Source organism: Flavobacterium profundi, assembly GCF_006491645.1.
GTDB lineage: Bacteria > Bacteroidota > Bacteroidia > Flavobacteriales > Flavobacteriaceae > Flavobacterium > Flavobacterium profundi.
In genome coordinates, this window is the sequence record NZ_VDCZ01000016.1 from 21,814 (window position 1) to 46,518 (window position 24,705).

Here is a 24,705-nt window from a genome sequence, read left to right on the forward strand (position 1 = left end):
TTTTGTTTATAAAATAGTTACAATAATATGTTAATGTCTTTCGTTAATACTTTCAGATAATACTATCTTTGAAATCTATGAAAAAAAACATTGAAATGATAAAAATCTTAAAATTTTCTTTCTTTCTAATTTTTGCGACCTCTACAATTTGGGCGCAACAATCATCCATCTACACACACGATTTAAAAGAATTTGATAAAGCGGTGGCATTGTATAAAGACAAACAGTACCAATCGGCTCAAATAATGTTTGATAATGTTAAAAACAATGTTGCAAACGATGAAATAAAGGCAGATTGCGCTTACTATATTGCCAATTGTGCTATTCGATTAAATCAAATGGGCGCAGATGATTTAATTGAACAATTCGTTGAAGATTATCCTACAAGTACCAAACAAAATCAAGCCTATATTGAAGTAGCACACTATTATTTTGATCAAGGGAGTTATGCTAAATCGTTAGAATGGTTTGATAAAGCAAATGAAAATTCGATGTCTTATGAAGACTTAGAAAAATATAATTTTCAAAAGGGATATGTTTATTTTACGGTGAAAAATACTTCAGAAGCTACGAAATATTTTAATAAAGTAATCAACTCGAAAACCTATGGTAGCCAGGCCAAATACTATTTAGGTTACATGTCTTATGAAACAGACGATTATGAAAATGCAACACAGTATTTTGACCAAGTACAAGATAAAGAAAAGTACAAGGAAAAAATGGGCTATTTTCAAGCGGACATGAACTTTAAATTAGGGAAATTTCAAGAAGCCATTAACTTAGGTTTGGAACAATTGCCAAAATCAAATGCTATTGAAAAAAGTGAATTGTCTAAAATCATAGGAGAGAGTTATTTTAACTTAAAACAATATGATAAAGCGCTTCCTTATTTATTAGATTACAGAGGCAAAAAAGGAAAGTGGAATAATACCGATTATTATCAGTTGGGTTATGCATACTACCAACAAAAAGATTACGAAAATGCAATTGCTCAGTTTAATAAAATTATCAATGGAAATGATTTCGTGGCTCAAAATGCGTATTATCATTTAGCAGAAAGTTATTTAAAAACAGATAAAAAACAACAAGCATTAAATGCCTTTAAAACAGCTTCAGAAATGGATTTTGATCTTAAAATTCAAGAAGATGCTTTTTTAAATTATGCTAAATTAAGTTATGAAATTGGTAATCCGTATCAATCGGTTCCAGAAGTTTTGAATGCGTATTTAAACAAATATCCAGATACGTCTTACAAACAAGAAATCAATAACTTATTAATCAGTTCTTATATTACTTCAAAAAATTACAAAGAAGCTTTAAGTCTATTAGAAAAAAATAAAACGCCTGAAAATAGATTAGCTTACCAAAAAGTATTATTTTATAGAGGTTTGGAGTTGTATACAGATAGTAATTACCAACAAGCATTCGACTTGTTTAAAAAATCTATATCAGAAAATAAAGATGCTAAGTTTACCGCTCGTGCAACTTTTTGGAAAGCAGAAACCGAATACAATTTGGAACAATATAATGAAGCGATGTTAAGCTTTAAACAGTTTATTAATAACAATCAAGCCACTTCAACTCCTGAAATAACCAATGTAAATTACAATTTGGCATATGCTTATTTTAAATTAAAAGAATATGAGAATGCTATTACTTACTTTACGAATTTTATTGGTGAAGTAAAAAATGATAATGTAAGAAAATCAGATGCTTACTTAAGATTAGGAGATTGTAATTTTATTTCGACAAAATATTGGCCAGCCATGGAAGCCTACAATAAAGCGATTGAAATGAAAAGTGTGAATTCTGATTATGCGGCTTTTCAAAAAGGTATTAGCTATGGCTTTGTTGGGAAAAATGATAAAAAAATTGACGATTTAGAGAAATTTGTAAAAACCTATCCCAATTCACAATATGCAGATGATGCTTTGTATGAATTAGGAAACACTTATGTAAATATAGAAAATGAATCTAAAGCTATTGCGACTTATGACAAATTGATTGCGAACTATAAATCGAGTTCCTATGTCGCTAAATCTATTTTAAAACAAGGTTTAATTTATTACAACAACAACAAAAGTGAACCAGCTTTAGTAAAATTCAAAAAAGTAGCAGCTGAATTCCCAAATTCCCCTGAATCCTTACAAGCAGTTACTACAGCACGTTTAATCTATATCGATAATGGTAGAGTAGATGAATACTCACAATGGGTAAAAACGTTAGATTTTGTTGAAGTTTCAGATGCGGATTTAGATAACGCAACCTATGAATCTGCTGAAAAGCAATACTTAACGAACAATTCAAAACAAGCTATTTCAGGTTTTAGTAATTATGTGGCTAAATTCCCAAATGGATTACATGCTTTAAAAGCCAATTTCTATTTGGCACAATTATACTACGCGGATGGATTAGAAAACAATACTATAAAACATTATGAGTATGTAATCAATCAGCCGAGAAATGAATTTACGGAACAAGCTTTAGCACGTTTATGTCAGGTGCATTTAAAAGCGGCAAATTATGACAAGGCTATTCCTGTTTTAAAACGTTTAGAATCAGAAGCAGATTTTCCTCAGAATATTACCTATGCGCAATCGAATTTGATGAAGTCGTATTATGAGAAAGAGAACTATAATCAAGCAGTGGTTTATGCTGAAAAAGTATTAGCAAATGATAAGATTGATAATCGAATTAAAAGTGATGCGCAAATTATCGTTGCACGTGCTGCCATAAAAACAAACGATGAAGCAAAAGCAAAACAAGCCTATGCCGATTTATTAAAAATTGCCAAAGGTGAACTTGCAGCAGAAGCTTTATACTATGATGCTTACTTTAAAAATAAAGAAGGTAAGTTTGAAGCGTCTAATACAATCGTTCAAAAAATTGCAAAAGATTATTCGGGTTATAAATATTACGGAGCGAAAGGTTTAATAATTATGGCTAAGAATTTCTACGGTTTAAAAGATAGTTTTCAAGCAACCTATATTTTAGATAGTGTTATTAAAAACTTTACTGATTATCCAGATGTTATTGAAGAAGCTAAAAAAGAATTAGCGATCATCAAAGCTGAAGAATCAAAAACCAATTCATCAATATCAAATTAATCGTTTCTACTATTGTTTTATTTTGGGTAACCAAAGTCAGACAATTAAAAAATATAAAATATGAGCAAAATCAAAATATATTTTTCAACAACTATAGCTTTGTTCCTAACGTATGCTTCGTTTTCTCAAGTAAAAGACGAAAATATAGGTTCGGAAGTAGTGAATATTGTAAAAGCCTATACACCTACAATTTCTGATGCCTTTAAGGTAAAAGAAACTCCTGTTTTGGAAGATGAAGATAATATGCAAAAAGAAGAAATTAAATACAATATTTTTTCTTTTCCAGTAGCATCCACTTTTACACCTGCTAAAGGGAAAGCAGCAGCTGTTGACAAATCGGAAAGAGAAAAAATTTATAGAAATTATGCTACTTTAGGTTTTGGTAATTATGCTACGGCTAATGCAGAATTATTTATTACAGAAAACTTTGGAAGAAATAGTTATGTGGGCGGAATGTTACGTCATTTGTCATCTCAAGGAGGTATTAAAGATGTTGTTTTAGATGATAAATATTATAATACGAGTTTAGATGTAACCTACGGTACTCGGGAGAGAGACATGAGTTGGAACGTAGATTTAGGCCTGAAAAACCAAATTTACAATTGGTACGGTTTACCTACGGAAAACATTGTTTTTACCGACGATCAAATTAGAGCAATCGATTCGCAGCAATCCTACAATACAATCGCTCTAGGAGGAAAATTAACGATGGATAAAAGCTTTTTAAATGAAGCGAGTTTACAATTCAAACGTTTTTCTGATGCTTTTGGTTCGGGTGAGAATCGCTTTTTGGTAAAGCCAAATTTTGATATCGATGTGATGGAGCAAAAAATTAAAGCCAATTTTATCGTAGATTATGTAGGTGGTACTTTTGAAAAGGATTTTCAAGGTGCTGACGAAATCAAATACAGTCATGTTATTTTTGGAACAAAACCAAGTATTTTATATCAGCAAGATGATTTATCGGTTAATTTAGGAGTCGGTGTTTTTTATACCACTGGAAAAATTAATGGGGAAAGCGATGGAAAAATATTTGTCTATCCAAATGTAAAAGCTTCTTATCGAATTGTAGGTGACATTTTAGTGGGTTATGCTGGTGCTGAAGGTGGTTTAAACCAAAATTCCTATGCTGAATTTGTGGACCAAAATCCATTTGTGTCACCAACACTATTAGTTGGACCAACCGATAATAAATACGATATTTATGTTGGTTTAAAAGGTAAATTAGCCAATGCAGTCGCTTTTAATGTGAGAGGAAGTATTAAAAATGAAGATTACAAACCTTTATTTGTAAGTAATACTTATGTTTTTGGTAACACAAATACAGAAGGGTATACCAATGGAAATTCTTTTGAAGTAGTGTATGATAATGTAAAAACAGCTAGTATTTTTGGAGAAATTAAAGCTGATTTTTCAAAACATGTAAGTTTCGGAATCAACGGAACCTATAATAATTACACCACAGATAACCAAACAGAAGCTTGGAACTTACCACAGTTGAATATTGGAACAACCTTAGATTTTGATATTACAGACAAATGGTATGTGGGTGCCAATATTTTCTTTGTAGGGGAACGAAAAGACCGCGTTTCTGTGCAAGATATAAGTGCTGTTTTTCCTCCTAATTTCCAATTGCAAGAAGTAACATTAGATAGTTATTTCGATTTGAACGCGCATATTGGTTATAAGTATAACGAACGATTAACAGCCTTTTTAAGAGGAAATAATTTAGCAAACCAACAATACAATCGTTGGGCAAACTATCCTGTACAAGGAGTTCAAGTAGTGTTAGGCGCAAATTATAAATTCGATTTTTAAAGTCATTGCGAGGAACGAAGCAATCTATATAATTCGTTATTCCAATTCTGAAACTTCTGGATTTGTATAACGAATTTTGATTTTAACAAAAGGATTCCTAAGTTTTAAATACTTTTTATGAAAAAGATTATTTACATATTATTTCTATTGTCTATCAGTTTTGTTTTTTCTCAAAATGAAAATTTTAATAAAAGTGATTCTATTGTTTGGAGAAAAGTTACTTGCGAAAATGGAACTGAACAAGCAAAAAATGATTTTAAAAATGGGATATACAATTGTTTTTCATATGGTTTAATTTTTGAAAGTAATCCTGAATTAAGCTTCTATATCAGAGGCTATATTAAGAACAAATACGGAATTCATACTAAAAATGTAAGTTGTGTAATTACTGAATTTTCTCAATGTTATTCAAAAACTATGAATGATTTAATTTTGAATAAGTTTGGAAAAGATATTTTTGAAAAATCTAAAAAAGAAGCTGAAGATTTATATTATAAGGATAAAAAATAATCCTTGCTTCTTTAGAGTCTTTTTTTTGAACTTTACGGTAATTATTCTAATTATGACATTAAAAGAAAAAGTTTATCAATACTATCACAGTTTAGTATTAGAAAAAATAAAAACCTTGCAAGATACAATTGCAGATTTAACTTTAGATGCACAAAACGATGCCAAAGGTTCTGCAGGAGATAAACACGAAACGGCTTTGTCAATGATGCATTTGGAGCAAGAAAAATTAAATCAGAAAGTAAAAGAAGCTTTAGAACAAAAAGCCATTTTAGATAGTATTGATATTTTCAAAAAGAATGTAGTTGTTAGTTTAGGAAGTTTGGTTTATACTAATTCACTAATTTTCTTTATCAGTCAAGCGCTACCAAAAATAAAAGTAGAAGAAAAAGATATAATTGCTTTATCACCTCAATCGCCTTTAGGAAGACAATTAATAGGTAAGAAAGTAAATGAAGCAATCCAATTTAATACTACGACTTACAAAATCTTACAGATAGAATAAACTGAAACCACTTGATAGAGTGGTTTTTTTATAAATTGTAATCTACTGCAATAAAAAACACCTATTTTACTTCATTTTTGCAACTAAATAAATAATTTTAGTTATAAATTATAGTTATTAATCTATTTATGGTTTATTTTTTATAGTTAATATATCAAATTTGCTTCATCAATGAAATAATAATCACGTTTAAGAGTACACTTTTAAACATATCAACTTTATAAAATAGAAATAAAATGTGCGGAATTGTATGTGCTTTCGATTTAAAACAAAAAGCTGAGGTATTAAGACCTCAAGTTTTAGAAATGTCAAAAATTATTCGTCATAGAGGTCCAGATTGGAGTGGAATATATAGTAATGATAAAGCTATTTTAGCGCATGAGCGTTTGGCTATTGTTGATCCAGCTTCAGGAAAACAACCTTTATTTACAAAAGATAAAAGTTTAGTTTTAGCGGCAAATGGAGAAATCTACAATCATAGAGAATTACGCAAGCAATTTGAAGGTAAATATGAATTCTTAACAGAAAGCGATTGTGAAGTAATTTTAGCTTTATACAAAGAAAAAGGAGTGCATTTTGTAGATGAAATGAATGGGATTTTTGGATTTGCTATCTATGATGTGGAAAAAGATGAGTATTTCATTGCTCGTGATCACATGGGAATTATTCCTTTATATATTGGTTGGGACCAAAACGGAACATTTTATGTAGCTTCAGAGTTAAAAGCTTTAGAAGGATGTTGTACTAAAATTGAATTATTTCCTCCAGGACATTATATGTCTAGTAAAGATGGAGAATTTGTAAAATGGTACCATAGAGAATGGACAGAATATGAAGCTGTAAAAGAGAATGAAACGAGCATTGAGGCTATAAAAACAGCTTTAGAAGCTGCAGTAAAAAGACAATTAATGAGTGATGTACCTTATGGGGTTTTACTTTCTGGTGGTTTAGATTCTTCTATAACTTCTGCTATTGCTAAAAAGTATGCTCAAAAAAGAATTGAATCAGAAGATAAAGCAGATGCATGGTATCCACAATTGCATTCTTTTGCGGTGGGTTTAGAAGGTTCACCAGATTTAAAAGCGGCTCAAAAAGTAGCCGATCATTTAGGAACCATTCATCATGAAATTAAATTTACGATCCAAGAAGGTTTAGATGCTATACGAGATGTTATTTATAATATTGAAACTTATGATGTAACTACTATTAGGGCTTCAACTCCAATGTATTTAATGGCACGTGTGATTAAATCAATGGGTATTAAAATGGTTTTATCAGGTGAAGGTTCTGACGAGTTGTTTGGTGGTTATTTGTATTTTCATAAAGCACCTAATGCAAGAGAATTTCATGAAGAAACGGTTCGTAAATTGAGTAAATTACATATGTATGACTGTTTACGTGCCAACAAAAGTCTAGCAGCATGGGGAATTGAAGGACGTGTTCCTTTTTTAGATAAAGAATTTATGGACGTAGCCATGCGAATTAATCCACAAGATAAAATGATTAATGGAGAACGTATGGAAAAATGGGTGCTGAGAAAAGCATTTGAAGACATGCTACCAGAAAGCGTAGCTTGGAGACAAAAAGAACAGTTTAGTGATGGAGTTGGATATAGTTGGATTGATACTTTAAAAGAGTTGGTTGCCAAAGAAATTACAGACGAGCAATTGGCAAATGCGAAATATAAGTTCCCTATTCAAACACCAACTTCGAAAGAGGAATATTATTATCGCTCTATATTTACAGAGCATTTTCCAAGTGATGCAGCAGCATTAAGCGTACCTCAAGAAGCAAGTGTTGCGTGTAGTACTAAAATAGCTTTAGAATGGGACGAGGCTTTTAAAAACTTAAATGATCCATCAGGAAGAGCGGTAGCAAATGTACATGACGATGCCTATGTAAAAATGGTAAAAGTATAAAAGAACTTTTTCTAACAAAATGAGAAAGAATAAATTGAAATAATTTTTATTTTTTGAGAACAGAGATATTATTTAAATATCTTGGTTATGGTTTGTTTTTAAAACGTCGACGGTATTCGTTGACGTTTTTTTGTTTTTAATCGCTTAAAATGGCCTTAAAATGAAAATTTTCAACATTTGTTAATAACTTCTAGGGAAAAACAATTCTTTACCAGTTAATTTTTTTTGATTATGGTTATATTTGTCTGTTAAATATAATGAGTTTTAAGAATTAAAATATGAGTGAAGAAATCAAGAAGAACAATTATTCAGCCGACAGTATTCAGGCTTTAGAAGGAATGGAGCATGTGAGGATGCGTCCTTCCATGTATATTGGTGATACTGGTGTTAGAGGATTGCATCATTTAGTATATGAAGTAGTTGATAACTCGATTGATGAAGCATTAGCTGGACATTGTGATACGATATCTGTTTCTATTAATGAGGATAATTCTATATCGGTTGAAGATAATGGTCGTGGTATTCCTGTAGATATCCATAAAAAGGAAGGAATATCTGCCTTAGAGGTGGTAATGACAAAGATTGGTGCAGGTGGAAAATTTGATAAAGATTCTTATAAAGTATCAGGAGGACTTCACGGAGTTGGGGTTTCTTGTGTAAACGCCTTATCCGATCATTTAAAAGCTACTGTTTTTAGAGAAGGGAAAATTTGGGAACAAGAATATGAAAAAGGAAAATCATTATACCCTGTTAAGCAAATTGGAACTACAGATAAAAGAGGTACAATGGTTACTTTTAAACCAGATGGTACTATTTTTACACAAACTTTAGAATATTCGTACGATACTCTAGCAGCTCGTATGCGTGAATTATCTTTCTTAAATAAGGGGATTACTATTACGTTAACCGATAAAAGACATGTAGATAAAGACGGTAATTTTATTTCTGAAGTTTTTCATTCTAAAGAAGGTCTTAAAGAGTTTGTTAAATTCTTAGATGGAAATCGTGTGCCAATTATTGGACATGTTATTTCAATGGAAAATGAAAAAGGAGAAATTCCAGTTGAAGTAGCTTTAATTTACAATGATAGTTATTCGGAGAATATATTTTCTTACGTAAATAATATCAATACCCACGAAGGAGGAACGCATTTGCAAGGTTTCCGTATGGGATTAACGAGAACATTGAAGAAATATGCAGATTCTTCTGGTTTATTAGATAAATTGAAATTTGAAATTTCTGGAGATGACTTCCGTGAAGGATTAACTGCGATTATATCTGTAAAAGTAGCTGAGCCTCAATTTGAAGGTCAAACCAAAACAAAATTAGGAAATAGAGAAGTAGTTTCCCCAGTTTCGCAAGCAGTTGCAGAAATGTTAGAAAACTACTTAGAAGAAAATCCTAATGACGCTAAAATCATTGTACAAAAAGTAATTCTTGCTGCTCAAGCACGTCATGCTGCTAAAAAAGCAAGAGAAATGGTACAACGCAAAACTGTAATGGGTGGTGGCGGATTACCAGGTAAATTATCGGATTGTTCAGAACAAGATCCAGCAAAATGTGAAATTTTCCTCGTAGAGGGAGATTCGGCAGGTGGTACAGCTAAGCAAGGTAGAGATAGAATGTTTCAAGCTATTTTGCCATTAAGAGGTAAAATTCTTAATGTTGAAAAAGCGATGCAGCATAAAGTATTTGAAAACGAAGAGATTCGAAATATTTTTACAGCTTTAGGAGTAACAGTTGGAACTGAGGAAGATAGTAAAGCTTTAAATTTATCAAAATTACGTTATCATAAAGTAGTGATTATGTGTGATGCCGATGTCGATGGATCACATATTTCTACACTAATCTTAACTTTCTTCTTTAGATTCATGAAAGAACTTATTGAAGGTGGACACGTTTATATTGCAGCACCTCCTTTGTATTTGGTGAAGAAAGGAAATAAAAAAGAGTACGCATGGAATGACGATCAACGAGATCGAATAGCGCAACAAATGGGTGGTGGAGTTAATATTCAACGTTATAAAGGTCTTGGAGAGATGAATGCGGAACAGTTGTGGGATACCACTTTAAATCCAGATTTTAGAACCTTACGTCAAGTAACAATAGATAGCTTATCTGAAGCCGATAGAGTATTTTCAATGTTAATGGGAGACGAAGTACCTCCTAGAAGAGAATTCATTGAGAAGAATGCGGTGTATGCAAAAATTGATGTATAATGAAAAACACTATTGTATGTTTGATTATATCTCTATTTTGTACTAAAATAGCAGCTCAGACATCTAGTGATTTACAACAAATAGGGTATCTGTTAACAGATGCCCTTTTCTATTCTGAAAAATACATTATTCCTATAACTGATGCTGCAGTTTATCAGTCCTCTTCAGGTTGGATATTGTCGGCTAAAAAGAAAGAAAAATGGGATTTTAATATTGGTATTCATTCCAATATTTTTTTTGTACCTAAAAAGGATAGGGATTTTCAAATCAAAAATTCTGATTTTCAGTTTTTTCAAATTGAAGGCGCTACAACTGCAACAGTTCCTACAGCTTTAGGTAATAATGACAAACAATATCTTGTTGGGGAATTAGGCGGTGAGGAGGTACGTTTTACAACTCCTGGTGGCGTAAATCAAGAAACTATAATTTATCCTTATTTTCAAGCTAGTCTTGCACTTCCTTATGGATTTGAGTTACTAGGTCGTTATTCTTTGAAAACACAATTAAAAAAAGGAAATTATCAAGTATATGGAGCTGGACTAAAATATGCTATTAGTCAGCATTTTAAAAATTGGGAAACTAAAAATATACATCTAGCTGTAGCTGGAATTTATTCCAATGCCGATGTTAGTTTTGATTTTTTAGATGTTAATACAGCTTATGGAAATTTAGGTATTAATAGAATGAATGGAATTGTGGACACTTGGCATTTTAATTTCTTGTTTTCCAAAGCATTTGATAAATTTGATTTAAATGCTAGCGGAATTTTAAATTATAGCACCTTTTTATATAAAGTGAATGGACCCAAAGGGAGTATTGAAAATGTTATTGCGGTTCAAGAGACTATTAATACGTTATTAACTCGAATCGAAAAAGACAAAATTAATGCTATAATGGAAATTTCGGGAGTATATTATATCCATAAATTAGCATTGCAAAGTTCATTTGCTTTTGGTAAATTTGCGAATCTCAATATAGGAGTACAATATCAATTTTAACTTATAAATAATCAAAAACAATAAAATGAAAGTAACAATAGTAGGAGCAGGTAACGTAGGAGCAACATGTGCCGATGTTATTTCGTACAGAGGAATAGCTAGTGAAGTAGTATTATTAGATATCAAAGAAGGTTTTGCTGAAGGTAAAGCTATGGATATCATGCAATGTGCTACAACAACAGTTTTCAATACAAAAGTATCGGGTAGCACAAATGATTATTCAAAAACTGCTGGAAGTGATGTAGTAGTAATTACATCTGGAATCCCAAGAAAACCTGGAATGACTCGTGAAGAATTAATAGGTATTAATGCAGGTATCGTAAAATCAGTTGCTGATAATGTCTTAACACATTCTCCTAATGCTATTATTGTTGTGGTTTCCAACCCGATGGATACTATGACGTACTTGACTTTAAAAGCTACAGGTTTACCAAAAAACAGAGTAATTGGAATGGGAGGTGCTTTAGATAGCTCTCGTTTTAAATATTTTTTATCACAAGCTTTACAAAAACCCGGAAACGACATTCAAGGTATGGTAATTGGTGGTCATGGAGACACAACTATGATTCCATTAACAAGATTGGCTTCTTATAATGGTTCGCCAGTTTCTAATTTCTTATCTCAAGATGAATTAGATAAAGTAGCTGCATCCACTATGGTAGGTGGTGCTACTTTAACAGGTTTATTAGGAACATCTGCTTGGTATGCGCCAGGTGCATCTGTAGCTTATTTAGTGGATAGTATCTTAAACGACCAAAAGAGAATGATTCCATGTTCTGTTTTATTAGAAGGAGAATATGGCCAAAATGATATCTGTATTGGAGTGCCTTGTATCATCGGTAAAAACGGTATAGAAGAAATAGTAGATGTTCAATTAAATGATGCTGAAAAAGCATTGTTTGCAAAAAGTGCAGATGCTGTTAGAAATATGAATGCAGATTTAAAATCAGTATTGTAATCTTTTCAGTATCAGAATATAAAACTGTCATTTGTATTTGACAGTTTTTTTATATTTAGTTATCAACAGGAAAATATTAATAAAAACCAATTTTATTAAGAAATAAAATTGGTTAATCCTATTGTAAATTATATATTTGTCCGTTTTTATAAAAAAAAGAATAATTAATTTTAGTAGTAATGCAGAATAAAGGACTAATTAAATTTTTCGCAATTATCTTTGCTGTGGTATGTATTTATCAATTATCATTTACATTCGTAGCAAATGGAATTGAGGAAGATGCAAAGACTTTTGCAAGTAAGTTTCCAAAAGAAATTCAAACTCAAAAAGAAGTATCTTATCTAGATTCTTTAGCGAAAAGTAAAGAAAAAGTATTTCTTTGGAATACGTATGATGAAGTAAGAAATAATCAAATTAACAAAGGTCTTGACCTTGAAGGAGGACTTAACGTAATTCTTCAAATATCTGTAAAAGATATTTTATTTGGTTTAGCAAACGAAACAACCAATAAAGACTTTTTAAAAGTTTTAGAGGAAGCGAAAAGAAATCAAAGAGGAAATCAAGATTATATCGATGCTTTTTTTGAAGCTGCAAACAAAGCGAATCTTAAATTAGCTAGTGTTGATATTTTTGGAAATAGAAATTTAGATGAAGTAATTAAATTTGATATGACGAATGCTCAAGTGGAGCCAATCATCAAACAAAAAGTTACTGAATCTGTAGAAAGTGCTTTCGGAGTATTAAGAAAGCGTATCGATCAATTTGGGGTAACGCAACCAAATATTCAAATGTTAGGAAATTCTGGTAGAATTTTAGTAGAATTACCAGGTGCTAAAGATGTAGATCGTATTAAAAATTTATTACAAGGTACTGCTAAATTAGAATTTTGGGAAACTTATAAAATAGATGAGGTTTTCAATTATTTCGTTTCTGCTAATGAAATTTTGAAAAAAACAGAAGTAGCTACTAAAGAAGTAAATGAAGTTGTACAAGATTCTACTCAAAAAGATTCTACGGCTACTGATTTAGATGCTTTATTAACAGATAAAGAAGACTCTACTAAAGTACAAGTAAATCCTTTATTTGATAAATTACAAGTTACACAACAAGAAGGTTTTTCAATCTTAGGTTATGCTAAAGTTTCTGATACAGCTACTATTGGAGGATACTTAAGAAGAAAAGATGTAAAGAGGACTTTACCAAACGCAATTTCAAATGTGAAATTTGTTTGGGGTAAAGAAAACGAAAAAACACCTGGAATTGTTGAGTTATATGCTTTAAAAAGAAACGGTAAAGACGGTAAGGCTCCTATCAGTGGAGGTGTAATCGTCGATGCTACTGATACTTTTGATCAATTAGGAAAACCAGCTGTTTCGATGCAAATGGATGGAGCAGGTTCTAGAGATTGGGAAAAATTAACGGGTAAAGTTTCACAACAAGGTAATGCTATTGCAATTGTTTTAGATAATATCGTTTATTCAGCACCTGGTGTAAGTAAAGGAGCTATTACTGGTGGACGTTCTGAAATTTCTGGAAGTTTTACAGTAACAGAAACAAAAGACTTAGCAAACGTATTGCGTGCGGGTAAATTACCTGCTAAAGCAGACATTGTTCAATCGGAAGTAGTTGGACCATCTTTAGGTAAAGAGGCAGTAGACAACGGTTTCTTATCTTTTATTATTGGTTTTACTTTAGTATTATTATGGATGGTAGTTTACTATGGTAAAGCTGGTTTCTATGCGAATTTAGCTTTATTGGTGAATATCTTATTTATTTTTGGTGCTTTAGCAAGTTTTGGTGCGGTATTAACCTTACCAGGTATTGCTGGTATCGTTTTAACAATTGGTATGGCAGTTGATGCTAACGTAATTATCTATGAAAGAGCTAAAGAAGAATTAGATTCTGGAAAAACTGTTGAAGAAGCAGTTAACTATTCTTATACATGGAAAGGAGCAATGTCATCTATTGTGGATGCAAACGTTACTACTTTCATTACGGCATTAATATTATTCATTTTAGGTACAGGTCCTATTAAAGGTTTTGCAACTACGTTGTTAATTGGTATTTTAACATCACTTGTTACAGCTGTATTTATTACTAGAATTTTCTTAGACTGGAGTTTATCAAGAAATGAGAAAATTGCTTTCTCTACTTCTGTGACTAAAAATTGGTTTAAAAACTTAAATTTTGACTTCTTAGGAAAACGTAAAATTGCTTATATCGTTTCAACAATATTAATTGTTTTAAGTTTATTTTCATTAGTTACTAAAGGTTTAAATTATGGAGTAGACTTCGTTGGAGGTAGAACGTATCAAGTGCGTTTTGAAAAACCAGTTTCAGCTCCAGAAGTAACTAAAGATTTAGTAGCTGTTTTTGAAAGTGCTGAAGCTAAAATTTATGGTAACGACAATCAGTTAAAAATTACTACAAAATATAAAGTTGACGAAGAAGGTGAAGGAGTTGACAAAGAAGTAAATAATATGCTCTTCAAAGGATTGAAAAAATACCTTCCTGCTGATTTAACCTATGATAAATTCGTAAACCTTTATGAAGGGAAACAAGTAGGTATCATGTCATCTTCTAAAGTTTCTGGTACAATTTCTAAAGATATTAAAACGAACTCTTTATGGGCGGTTTTAGGATCTCTATTAGTAGTTTTCTTATACTTGATGGTTTCATTTAGAAAATGGCAGTTTGGTTTAGGAGCGGTAGTAGCTGTTGCTCATGACGTAATTATCGTTTTAGGAATATTCTCATTCTTCTACACAATTTTACCATTCAATATGGAAATTGATCAAGCTTTTATCGCGGCTATTCTAACAGTAATTGGTTACTCGTTGAATGATACGGTAATTGTATTTGACCGTGTAAGAGAGTATTTAGATTATAATTCTTCTTCTGATTTTAAAGCTTTAGTAAATAAAGCATTGAACTCCACATTAAGTAGAACAATTAATACTTCTGCTACTACTTTAGTAGTATTGGTTGCCATCTTTATTTTTGGTGGGGAAACAATTAGAGGTTTCGTATTTGCAATTTTAGTTGGTATTTTAGTGGGAACTTATTCTTCGTTATTTGTGGCTACACCAGTAATGAATGATACTATGAGTAAGAAAGAAGCTAAGAAAATGGCTGAATTTAAAAAAGAAGCATAATATTATTTACTATTTATATTTTAAAAGACCTGTTTATCAGGTCTTTTTTTATATTTATAGAATTGTAGCGCTTCTGTAGTGTAAACCTATATGGCTTATCTACTATTGAAATTAGTTGTATTAAAATTTATATTATGAAGATAAAAATAAGCTTACTATTCCTTGTGTTATTCCTACTTCAATCTTGTAATGAGAGCGCTATTTATAGAAATTTTGACTCTAATTTTGATAACAATAGATGGCCTTCTAATGATAGTAGGACATTCTCATTTACTTTAGAAAAAGAAGAAAATGCAAATTTAGTATTACATTTTGGTCATATTTATGATTTTCAGTTTGAAAGTATTCCTTTAGAAGTCAATATGACTTATCCAGATGGGAATAAAGAAACTATTTCTTTGGATTTAAAAGTGAAAAATGAAAAAGGTGAAGATATGGCAGATTGTTCAGGGGACGTTTGTGATTTATATTATAACCTTAAAAGCAATTTTCATTTTCAAAAAGGTAATTATAAAGTGGTTATAACCAATAAATTTAATTCGGCTTATTTGCCAAATGTATTAGGTGTAGGTGTGCAAATTATAAAGTAATTTTAATCAATACAAACGATTTTATTTTTAATAGCATAAAGTACAAGGCCAATTCTTGTTTTTATTTCTAATTTGCAGAATAAATTTTCGCGATACCCGTCAATGGTTTTGGGACTCAAACACATTTCGTCTGCAATTTCTTTATAAGTCTTTTCTGTACAGGCATGTTTGATGAAAAGGATTTCTTTATCTTTTAATTCGTGTTTTTGATTGTTATTATCCAAACGATTCACCAAAAGACCCGAGACTAATTCAGTAAAGAAAAAGCCTTTATCTGCAACTGTTTTTAATGCTTCTTCGAAAATTTGTGGAGAAGTATCTTTTAATAAATAACCTTTGGCTCCATGTTTGATCATTTTAATAATGGTTTCTTCATCATCATTAACAGAGAGTGCTATAACTTTGAGTTCTTCTCTATTGTTTTTAATCCATTCCATGGTTTTTAAACCGTCTAGCACTGGCATGTTTACATCCAGTAAAACCAATTCAATTTCGTCTGTGTTGATTTTATTTGCTTGAACACTATCGATAAAATCCTTGCCGTTTTCATAATTATCAACGACTAAAAAATCATTAAAGCTATTAATAAGATACTTTAATGATTGAGAAAATAATAAATGATCATCAATTATTATTACTTTTTTCTTTGTTTTCATCTTGTTTGTTTATGTTGTATTCTAGGAATATTTCTGTTCCATTTTCATTGGAGTCTAAAGACAATTTTGCGCCAATCAATTTTGCCCTGTATTTAATATTGTTTAGTCCTAAGCCTTTGTGCATTATTTTTGAATCAAAACCAATCCCAAAGTCTTTCAATTGAATTGTAAGAATTTCATCATTACAATTAATGTTCATTTCTATTTTTTTACTAGAGGAATGTTTTAAGCTGTTGTGTATAGATTCTTGAAAAATGCGATACAAAATGAGTTCGTGTTCCACATTAATTTTTGGGAAATTACAAGCAACATTCAGTTTACATTCAATATTTTTTAATTTTTCAATCCTTTTGAAATCATTTTCAATAGATTCAATAAAGTTAGTATTTATTAGATTATCTTTATTAATTATTCGGGATAAAATTCGTATTTCATCTAAAGATTTTGCCATAACAGACTTCACTTCGTTTAAATCTGCAGATGAAACAGCTTCATCTTTTTGAGCATACATGTTGAGTTGCATGATCGCTACTGAAATAATTTGACCAATATTATCATGTAATTCTTTACTAATTTCCGTTAAAGTTTGGTCTTTAATTTCAACTCTTGTTTTGATTAATTCCGATTGAAAATGAATCTCAGACTCCATTTTATCTATCAAAAACTGAGTCTTTTTCTTTTGAAAGAAGAAAAATAAAACGAATAAAATTACAAGTAAAGTTAAAAATACAATACTTAATGATATGACTAATAATTGTATTTCTTCTCTGTCCATAAAAATCCGATTATAAAACAAGTATTCATTACTAAGTTAAGCATAATTATAATAATCCAATAAACAGTTTTGCCATAACTTTCTAATGACCACCATCTTAATGTCAACATAAAGGGTGTAAATGGAATATGAAATAATAGAGCACCTAACACAAACCAAAAAAATATAGATTTTTTATAGTTTATAACATTGCTAGAGTTGAATAATTCTATAAGATATGTTGTTGATAAAATAAAAAAAAATAGAACACTTAATGTGTATACATAAGTGTTAATTTCTACGCCTATTTTATTGAAGTCTTTTATAATAAAGAAAATATTTGCTGTAAAATATATACAAATTAAGGAAATAGAAAGAATTTTATTAATATATTTTATCATTAAGTTGGCTAAAATGAAATAATATATTAAAAATAATAATAATGTATAAAGATCATAAATAAAATAATTTGATAGATTGGTCCATTTCCTAAAATAGATTGCTACTACTTCGGTAATTACAGATATAATTATTGATGCCAAAAATAACTTCGATTTATAATTGGGTAATTTATTATAATTTAATAACCCAATTAAAGCGGTTATTAATGAAAGTATACCAGGAATATTTTCTAACATTATTTATATAAAATTTAAAAACAAATAGAATTAGAATAAATTTTCTAATTCTATTTGCTCTTTTTTCAATTTATTAGTTTGATTCTGAAGGATAAACCATTCTTGGAGGGGGTCCCATGTTTCCGTAATTCATAGGTTCTATTTCCTCTATATCGGGGTTTTCCTCAAGCGTTTGTATGGTCATGGCTGGCAAACTTAAGAAACTACCTTTTTGTACATCCGTTCTTTTACCAGTTGGAGTTAAAAAGATGGTGGTCATGTTTGCCTTTTCATTGTACTCTCTCGTATTTGGATATGCTCCTAAATAAAAGCGAATACCGTCTACATTGTATCCTTTTGCTTTGCCTTGTTTTTTAATGTAATAAATATAATTTTCTAATTCGTCTAACGAATACCAAATTGCATTTGCATCCTCTTTGTTTATACTTTGTGAAATTAGACGGTGTCTCGTATTGTTATAATTGCGGTTTAGTTCTTTTGCGACATCATTCGAGATAAGCTGTGTAGGCTCCTCATGTTTTACCTCCACTTCAGTACACGACTGAAATAAGAATAATGCAAACAAACAAGTTAATAGAAGATAGTTACATTTTTTCATAATGGTTTATTTATTTAAGTTTATGGGGCAAATGTATTTGTATTGAGAAAATCGTACAAGGGGAAAATCCCCCTTTTTAATAAGTTTAGGTATAAAAAAATGCTTACTAAAATCAAATCGATTTTAATAAGCATTTAAATTATAATTATTTTTTACAATTATAATTAATTTTGGTTACCATATTCCATTTTTGGAGGATGCCCCATTCCTCCAAAATTCATTGGACTTATTTCTGTAGCATCAGAGCTATCAAGCGAATTTCTAGACTCAGTTGTTTGATTGATTTTAGTTGGAGTCAAAAATATAGTTGTTTTTCCAGCTTTTTCAGATGACTCATAATTATTTGGATATACTCCATAATAAAATCTAATTCCATCTATTTCTAAATTTTTTTCTTCTCCTTCTTTTTTAACATAAGCAATATAGTTTTCTAATTCTTCAATTGAAAACCAAACAGCATTTGCATCATCTGAACCATCTCTTAATTGAATGTTACTCATTCTCTCAGTAATATAATTATCATTTAATGATTTTGCAAAGTCATTAGAAATTAATTGTTTTGGCTTACTGAAATTTGATGATTCATTATTTGTTACTTCATCATTTTTTTCACATGAAGTTAAGATTAATGCTATAGCAAGCAAAATCGGTCTAAAATTTTTTTTCATTATGTTTATAAATTTGTATTATTTGGCGCGAAATTAGAATAATTATATTTACTAAAAATTTTTTTTAAACATTTGTAATAAAATACGTTATTTTTACAAAAATATATATAGTATGGACTTTAATATTAGAGAAAAAATTAGAAACGGCTATTCTTTAGATTTGGGAAAATTAATTGAAGATTGCTTTGAAATTTATAAAAAAACGTATCTTATAGCAGGATTAGGTTTTTTAATCGTTGCAATATCCGCATTTGTTTTATATGCTTTTTTAGGGGCTACGCTCATAGGAGTTTCTAGTTTATCTGATTGGGCCATCCAAATGGAATCCATGCAACATGAAGTGGGTTTTATTATTGGAAATTTTGTGATTACGATTCTTTTTTCAACTTTAATAGCTCCTTTGAATGCAGGTTTTCTTAAATTATGCCTTTTGGCCAAACGAAATCAAGAGCTAAATTTAGGAGTAATCTTTGAATATTATAAAAGTAAATATCTAAAAGATATCTTGATAGGGGCTGTAATTATTGCATTAACATCAATGGTAATTAGTACTGTATTTCAATTTATTCCTCTATCTATAGCTGGTTTTTTTATAAAATTAATTGGTGTTTTAATTCAAATTTTAATTGGGGTATTTACCATACTATTTGTTCCATTAGTTATTTTTGCGAATGAGAATTACAGCGAAGCACTTCAAAATAGTATCAGATTAGTTGCTAAAAAACCATTTCATATTATTTTAGCTTTGTTAGTTGCAACAATTGGTGCTTTTTTAGGAATTATTGGATTGTGTATTGGTGTATTTTTTACGTTTCCGATTTATACTGCAATGGTTTTTTCGATATATGATAATATTGTAGGTGTTGAAGCGTACAATGTTTTAGATGAAATTGGTCAAATAGAAGAATAAATTTTTTAACTTTAGGCGAATAAAACATAACAACATGAAATGGCAAGGTAGAAGACAAAGTGATAACGTAGAAGACAGAAGAGGTATGTCTTCTGGAGGCAAAGTAGTTGCTGGAGGAGGAATATTAGGAATTATTATTCTTTTGATACAGGTTTTTGGTGGCGATACAGGTCAAACCCTTGCACCTGTTTTAGAGCAAATGAACCAATCTGGATCTTCGCAAGAAACGGTACAACGCGAATTAACTCCAGAAGAAGAAGCGCTTGGACAATTTACTGCAACGGTATTGGCAGATACCGAAGATATTTGGACTCAAGTTTTCAATGACAATCAACTAGGATATTACGAAAAACCTAAAATGGTTTTATTTACCGATGCTGTACAAACGGCTTGTGGTAGTGCGACAGCTGCTTCAGGACCATTTTATTGTCCAGCGGATAAAAAAGTGTATATGGATTTGCGCTTTTTTGAAGAATTAAGAACTCGTTTTGGTGCTAAAGGTGGAGATTTCGCGATAGCTTATGTTATTGCTCATGAAGTAGGGCATCATGTACAAACGCTTCTTGGTACTTCTCAAAAAGTACGACAAGCACAACAAGGAAAAAGTAGAGCAGATGCGAACAAATTATCGGTGTGTTTAGAGTTACAAGCTGATTTTTATGCAGGACTTTGGGCACATTATAATAAAAAATACTTAGAAGCTGGTGATATTGAAGAAGCATTAAGCGCTGCTCATGCTGTAGGTGATGATGCTATTCAGAGTAAAATGCAAGGTCAAGTAGTGCCCGATTCTTTTACACATGGAACTTCGGAACAGCGTATGAAATGGTTTATGAAAGGATACAATTCTGGTGATATAAGGCAACATGATACTTTTGCTGAAGAACTATAAAAAAATCCCAAGTGAAAACTTGGGATTTTTTTATTTAAATAAACGCTCCATTAATCATTACTTTTTCAATTAAGTTATTCCCAAATTCATACGGTAATTGATAATAGGAGGTTAGTGGTTTTGTTAGGATAAGATTCGCTTTTTTCCCTCTTGTGATACTTCCATGAGTAGCACTAATACCCATGGCATAAGCACCATTAATAGTAGCTGCATTGATAGCTTCTTCTGGTGTCATTTTCATTTTTATGCAAGCAGTTGCCACCACAAAATTCATGTTTCCTGAAGGAGTAGTACCCGGATTGTAATCTGTAGCCAATGCTAAAGGTAATCCAGCAGCCATCATTTTTCGAGCAGGTGTATAAGGAATACTAATAAAATAGGAGCAACTGGGTAACGCTACAGGTATGGTTTTGCTGTTTTGGAGAGCTTCAATGTCAGCTTCTGTTACAATCTCTAAATGATCAACAGATAAAGCTTCATAATCTACACAAGCTTGTATACCATTTATTGCAGTAAATTGGTTGACATGTATTTTTGCAGGTAATCCATATTTTTTACCGGCTTCCATAATTCTAATGGTTTCTTCAACTGAAAAATAACCCGTTTCTAAAAACGCATCAATATAATCGGCTAAGTTTTCTTCAGCAATCTTGGGTAACATTTCGTTGATAATTAGATCCAAATAGCCTGCATGATTTTCTTTATATTCTATTGGAAAAGCATGTGCTCCTAAAAAAGTGGCTTTGATGGGAATAGTATAGTTTTCTTTTAATCTTTTGATAACGCGAAGCATTTTTAGTTCGCCCTCTACGGTTAAACCATAACCCGATTTTATTTCAACTGCTCCAGTTCCCAATTGCATGATTTCATCCAAACGTTTTTTAGAGGCTTCATAAATGATATCTTCAGAAGTTTCATTCAATTTTTTTGCTGAATTTAAAATGCCACCACCACGATTCGCAATTTCTTCATACGATAAGCCATTAATTCGATCTACAAATTCCTGAATTCGATTGCCAGCATAAACAATATGCGTATGACTATCTACCCAAGTTGGTAGGATTACTTTTCCCGTAGCATCAATAACAGTTCCATATTCTAATTTCGGACAATTTTCCATAGAACCAAAATCTTCAATTACACCTTCATGAATCAATAAAAAAGCATTGTTTATAATTGGTAAAACCGACATGTCTTTACCAGAAACTTTCTCAATAGCTTCATTTCTTACTTGGACTAATTCTTTAATATTGATAAAAAGGGTGCGCATATTATATTTTTTTCGTAAAAATAAGTACGTTTTTTTAAAAACTACTACCTTTAGCTTTAAAACTGATTATTTTGAGAAAGATTAGCTATAAAAAAGGGAGAAAAGTAAGTGTTTCCAACTTCGAATATACAGGTGTTTATACCGATAAAGGTTCTGATATGCAATTGTTTGTGTATAACGAAGATAAGGTTGTTGAAGAGCAGCATGTTGCTGTGAAAAAATTTATGACCACCAAAGACCTTGCTTTAAATAACTGGCTTAATATTCATGGTTTAAATGATGTTGAAGTGATTAAGTCTTTAGCAGAAGCCTTAGAATTGAATACTATTATCGTTTCAGATATTTTAAATATTTCTAGAGGTACACGTTTGGATGAATTAGATGATACCTTGTTTTTCAGTATTAAATCAATTTTGCCTAATGATAGTGATGATAAGACCATTTTAATTGAACAAATTAGTTTTTTATTGCAGGATAATTTGATTGTTTCTTTCCAAGAAAAAAGGGGTGATTTTTTTACTCATATTCGAGAACGATTAAGAGAAAATACAGGAATCGTCCGTAAAAAAGGGGTGGATTATTTATTGTATTTAATGCTCGATTCTATTATTGAAAATTTTTACATTACTATTGAAAACAAAGAGAATGATATTGAAGGTCTTTTATTAGCATCAAAAACTGCGGATAGTCCTATTATTATGCAAGATATTGAAAACTTAAGAGAGATTTTTCATATTTTGAAAAGAGCTATTGTGCCTTTGCGTGATGCGCTTTTTACCATTAAAACCATTAAAGAAGACGATGATTTTAATTGTATAGAAACTTCTAATTATATCTTTTTTGGAAGGTTGCACCAAAAGGCATTGGAACTTTTAGAACAAATTGATTATGATATGAAAAATTTGGACAGTGCTAGTAATTTTTTCTACACGGCTCAAAATCATAAAATGAATGAAGTTATGAAGACATTGACTGTTATTTCTTCTGTGTTTTTACCATTAACATTTATTGTAGGTTTATATGGAATGAACTTTAAATACATTCCAGAGCTGAATTATAAATATGGGTATTTTATTACTTTAGGAGTGATGTTTATTTTAGTATTACTGATGTTGTACTATTTTAAAAAGAAAAGATGGTTTTAACTAAACCATCTCTTTTGGATTGACCCATTGATCAAAATCTTCTGCAGAAACATAGCCTAAACGTACAGCTTCTTCTTTTAAAGTGGTGCCGTTTTTATGTGCGGTTTGAGCAATTTCTGCAGCTTTATAATAGCCGATTTTTGTATTTAATGCGGTAACTAACATGAGTGAATTGCTTACTAATTCTTCAATACGTTTGTTATTCGGCTCAATACCTTCAGCACAATTTTTGTTGAACGACTGCATAGCATCTCCTAATAACATAGCCGATTGAATAAAGTTTGAAATCAGCATGGGTTTAAAAACGTTCAATTCATAATGTCCTTGTGTAGCACCAATCGTAACGGCCACATCATTTCCCATAACTTGAGCACAAACCATAGTAACTGCTTCACATTGCGTTGGATTGACTTTTCCAGGCATAATAGAGGAACCTGGTTCATTTTCAGGTAATAGTATTTCACCAATCCCTGAACGTGGACCAGAAGCCATCATTCGAATGTCATTTGCAATTTTGTTTAAACTAACTGCAAGCTGTTTTAAAGCAGCGTGACTTTGTACAATGGCATTGTGAGCGGAAAGTGCTTCGAACTTATTGGGAGCAGTCACAAATGGATGTCCCGTAAATTTAGATATATATTGCGCTACTAATGTATCGTATCCCTTTGGTGTATTCAATCCTGTGCCAACAGCTGTTCCACCTAAAGCTAATTCTGAAAGGTAGGATAGAGAAGCTTCTAAATTGCGCAAAGCATATTCTAAAAGTTGGGTATAGCCTGAAAACTCTTGACCTAATGTAAGTGGTGTTGCATCCATTAAATGAGTGCGACCAATTTTAACAATAGCTTCAAATTGTTTGGACTTATCTTCAAATGTCTTTTTTAATTCTTTTAAAGCAGGTATGGTATTTTCAACAAGTATTTTATAAGCTGCAATGTGCATTGCAGTAGGAAAAGTGTCATTTGAAGATTGGGATTTGTTCACATCATCATTTGCTTTTAAAACTGGTTCATCTGTCCATGTTTTTCCAACTAATTGTTGTGCTCGGTTAGCAATTACTTCATTAACATTCATGTTACTTTGTGTACCTGAACCCGTTTGCCAAATTACCAAAGGAAAATGTTCGTTGAGATGACCTTGTACGATTTCATCACAAACTTGACTAATTAAATCTCTTTTTTCAGTTGAAAGCACACCTAAGTCGGTATTGGTATAAGCTGCCGCTTTTTTAAGATAGGCAAATGCTTTAATAATTTCCAAAGGCATGGAAGCTTCTGGACCAATTTTAAAATTAGTTTTGGATCGTTGTGTTTGAGCGCCCCATAACTTTTCTTCTGGTACTTGAACTTCGCCTAGTGTATCTTTTTCAATTCTATATTTCATACTCTTTTTCTAGTT

At 31.0% G+C, this 24,705-nt stretch carries 19 protein-coding genes; 13 read left to right on the forward strand and 6 right to left on the reverse strand.

Annotated elements, in window-relative coordinates:
* The first annotated feature begins 95 nt into the window (after positions 1–95).
* The 10 genes from FHG05_RS16705 (at position 96) to FHG05_RS16750 (ending at position 15,776) form a co-directional block, all read left to right on the forward strand.
* Entirely contained in the window at positions 96–3,107 is a 3,012-nt protein-coding gene (locus tag FHG05_RS16705; RefSeq protein WP_140999249.1) for a tetratricopeptide repeat protein, read from the forward strand.
* A 60-nt stretch (positions 3,108–3,167) separates the two neighbouring features.
* A complete protein-coding gene (locus tag FHG05_RS16710) occupies positions 3,168–4,925 on the forward strand; it encodes a TonB-dependent receptor (RefSeq protein WP_140999250.1) in 1,758 nt (585 codons plus the stop codon).
* Between the two features lie 117 nt (positions 4,926–5,042).
* Positions 5,043–5,435 (forward strand): hypothetical protein, encoded by a 393-nt coding sequence (locus FHG05_RS16715; protein ID WP_140999251.1) that lies wholly within the window; start codon positions 5,043–5,045, stop codon positions 5,433–5,435.
* A gap of 52 nt (positions 5,436–5,487) precedes the next feature.
* Positions 5,488–5,937 (forward strand): GreA/GreB family elongation factor, encoded by a 450-nt coding sequence (locus tag FHG05_RS16720; protein WP_140999252.1) that lies wholly within the window; start codon positions 5,488–5,490, stop codon positions 5,935–5,937.
* 236 nt (positions 5,938–6,173) lie between these two features.
* A complete protein-coding gene (gene asnB, locus FHG05_RS16725) occupies positions 6,174–7,856 on the forward strand; it encodes an asparagine synthase B (RefSeq protein ID WP_140999253.1) in 1,683 nt (560 codons plus the stop codon).
* Between the two features lie 278 nt (positions 7,857–8,134).
* Positions 8,135–10,075 (forward strand): DNA topoisomerase (ATP-hydrolyzing) subunit B, encoded by a 1,941-nt coding sequence (gyrB, locus tag FHG05_RS16730; RefSeq protein WP_140999254.1) that lies wholly within the window; start codon positions 8,135–8,137, stop codon positions 10,073–10,075.
* Positions 10,075–11,073, forward strand: coding sequence for a DUF6588 family protein (locus FHG05_RS16735; protein WP_140999255.1), 999 nt, complete (start codon positions 10,075–10,077; stop codon positions 11,071–11,073). The genes gyrB and FHG05_RS16735 overlap by 1 nt, the downstream gene beginning before the upstream one ends.
* A gap of 25 nt (positions 11,074–11,098) precedes the next feature.
* Positions 11,099–12,031, forward strand: a complete 933-nt coding sequence (mdh, locus tag FHG05_RS16740) for a malate dehydrogenase (protein WP_140999256.1) — start codon at positions 11,099–11,101, stop codon at positions 12,029–12,031.
* A 179-nt stretch (positions 12,032–12,210) separates the two neighbouring features.
* Positions 12,211–15,186 carry a protein translocase subunit SecDF gene (gene secDF / locus FHG05_RS16745; protein WP_140999257.1) on the forward strand — a complete coding sequence of 992 codons (2,976 nt, stop codon included), beginning with the start codon at positions 12,211–12,213 and terminating at the stop codon, positions 15,184–15,186.
* Between the two features lie 134 nt (positions 15,187–15,320).
* Positions 15,321–15,776: a gliding motility lipoprotein GldH family protein gene (locus FHG05_RS16750; protein ID WP_140999258.1), complete on the forward strand. Its 456-nt coding sequence runs from the start codon at positions 15,321–15,323 to the stop codon at positions 15,774–15,776.
* Between the two features lie 2 nt (positions 15,777–15,778).
* Here FHG05_RS16750 and FHG05_RS16755 read toward each other — a convergent pair whose 3' ends face one another.
* The 4 genes from FHG05_RS16755 to FHG05_RS16770 form a co-directional block, all read right to left on the reverse strand.
* Positions 15,779–16,432 (reverse strand): response regulator transcription factor, encoded by a 654-nt coding sequence (locus tag FHG05_RS16755; RefSeq protein ID WP_140999259.1) that lies wholly within the window; start codon positions 16,430–16,432, stop codon positions 15,779–15,781.
* On the reverse strand, positions 16,401–17,207 hold the full coding sequence (locus FHG05_RS16760; protein WP_140999260.1) for a sensor histidine kinase: 807 nt from the start codon (positions 17,205–17,207) through the stop codon (positions 16,401–16,403). Before FHG05_RS16760 ends, FHG05_RS16755 begins: the two co-directional genes overlap by 32 nt.
* Before the next feature lie 690 nt (positions 17,208–17,897).
* Positions 17,898–18,422, reverse strand: coding sequence for a hypothetical protein (locus FHG05_RS16765; protein WP_232338109.1), 525 nt, complete (start codon positions 18,420–18,422; stop codon positions 17,898–17,900).
* A gap of 164 nt (positions 18,423–18,586) precedes the next feature.
* A complete protein-coding gene (locus FHG05_RS16770; protein ID WP_140999261.1) occupies positions 18,587–19,090 on the reverse strand; it encodes a hypothetical protein in 504 nt (167 codons plus the stop codon).
* A 112-nt stretch (positions 19,091–19,202) separates the two neighbouring features.
* On the opposite strand from FHG05_RS16770, the gene FHG05_RS16775 reads away from it, so the two are divergent.
* Positions 19,203–20,000, forward strand: a complete 798-nt coding sequence (locus FHG05_RS16775; RefSeq protein WP_140999262.1) for a hypothetical protein — start codon at positions 19,203–19,205, stop codon at positions 19,998–20,000.
* 34 nt (positions 20,001–20,034) lie between these two features.
* Entirely contained in the window at positions 20,035–20,892 is an 858-nt protein-coding gene (gene ypfJ, locus FHG05_RS16780) for a KPN_02809 family neutral zinc metallopeptidase (protein ID WP_140999263.1), read from the forward strand.
* 34 nt (positions 20,893–20,926) lie between these two features.
* On the opposite strand, the gene hutI is transcribed toward ypfJ, so the two are convergent.
* Entirely contained in the window at positions 20,927–22,162 is a 1,236-nt protein-coding gene (gene hutI / locus FHG05_RS16785; RefSeq protein WP_140999264.1) for an imidazolonepropionase, read from the reverse strand.
* A gap of 71 nt (positions 22,163–22,233) precedes the next feature.
* On the opposite strand from hutI, the gene corA reads away from it, so the two are divergent.
* Positions 22,234–23,307 (forward strand): magnesium/cobalt transporter CorA, encoded by a 1,074-nt coding sequence (corA, locus tag FHG05_RS16790; protein WP_140999265.1) that lies wholly within the window; start codon positions 22,234–22,236, stop codon positions 23,305–23,307.
* On the opposite strand, the gene fumC is transcribed toward corA, so the two are convergent.
* Positions 23,308–24,690, reverse strand: coding sequence for a class II fumarate hydratase (gene fumC, locus FHG05_RS16795; protein WP_140999266.1), 1,383 nt, complete (start codon positions 24,688–24,690; stop codon positions 23,308–23,310).
* Positions 24,691–24,705 lie beyond the last annotated feature (15 nt).